At 46.0% G+C, this 583-nt stretch carries 1 protein-coding gene; it reads left to right on the top strand.

What is annotated here, in order from left to right; all coding sequences use genetic code 11:
- Positions 1-583, top strand: a 583-nt coding sequence (locus tag AABK37_RS41810; RefSeq protein WP_432557245.1) for a WD40 repeat domain-containing protein, incomplete at both ends; no start/stop codon positions are given.

Raw genomic sequence — 583 nt, 5'->3', positions numbered from 1 at the left:
AGCGTTTAGTCCTGATGGCAAGACGATTGCCACAGCTTCAGGTGACAAAACAGCCAAATTGTGGAACCTGCAAGGAAAGGAACTTGCCACCCTCAAGCATAACGATTCGGTTAGAAACGTAGCGTTTAGTCCGGATGGTAAGACAATTGCCACTGCTTCAGATGACAAAACAGCGAAGTTGTGGAACCTGCAAGGTAAGGAACTTGCCATTCTCAAGCATAACGAATTGGTCTACAACGTAGCGTTTAGTCCTGATGGCAAGACGATTGCCACAGCTTCATGGGACGGTACAGCGAAATTGTGGAACCTGCAAGGTAAGGAAATTGCCATTCTCAAGCATAACGAATTCGTCAACAACGTAGCGTTTAGTCCTGATGGCAAGATTATTGCCACAGCTTCATATGACAAGACAGCGAAGTTGTGGAACCTGCAAGGTAAGGAAATTGCCACCCTCAAGCATAACGAATTCGTCAACAACGTAGCGTTTAGTCCTGATGGCAAGATTATTGCCACAGCTTCATATGACAAGACAGCGAAGTTGTGGAACCTGCAAGGTAAGGAAATTGCCACCCTCAAGCATAAC

Source organism: Tolypothrix sp. VBCCA 56010, assembly GCF_050875635.1.
In the GTDB taxonomy this organism is placed as follows: Bacteria; Cyanobacteriota; Cyanobacteriia; order Cyanobacteriales; family Nostocaceae; genus Hassallia.
The sequence above is the reverse complement of the archived record's forward strand: the minus strand, read 5'-3'. Positions and strand labels throughout refer to the sequence as shown.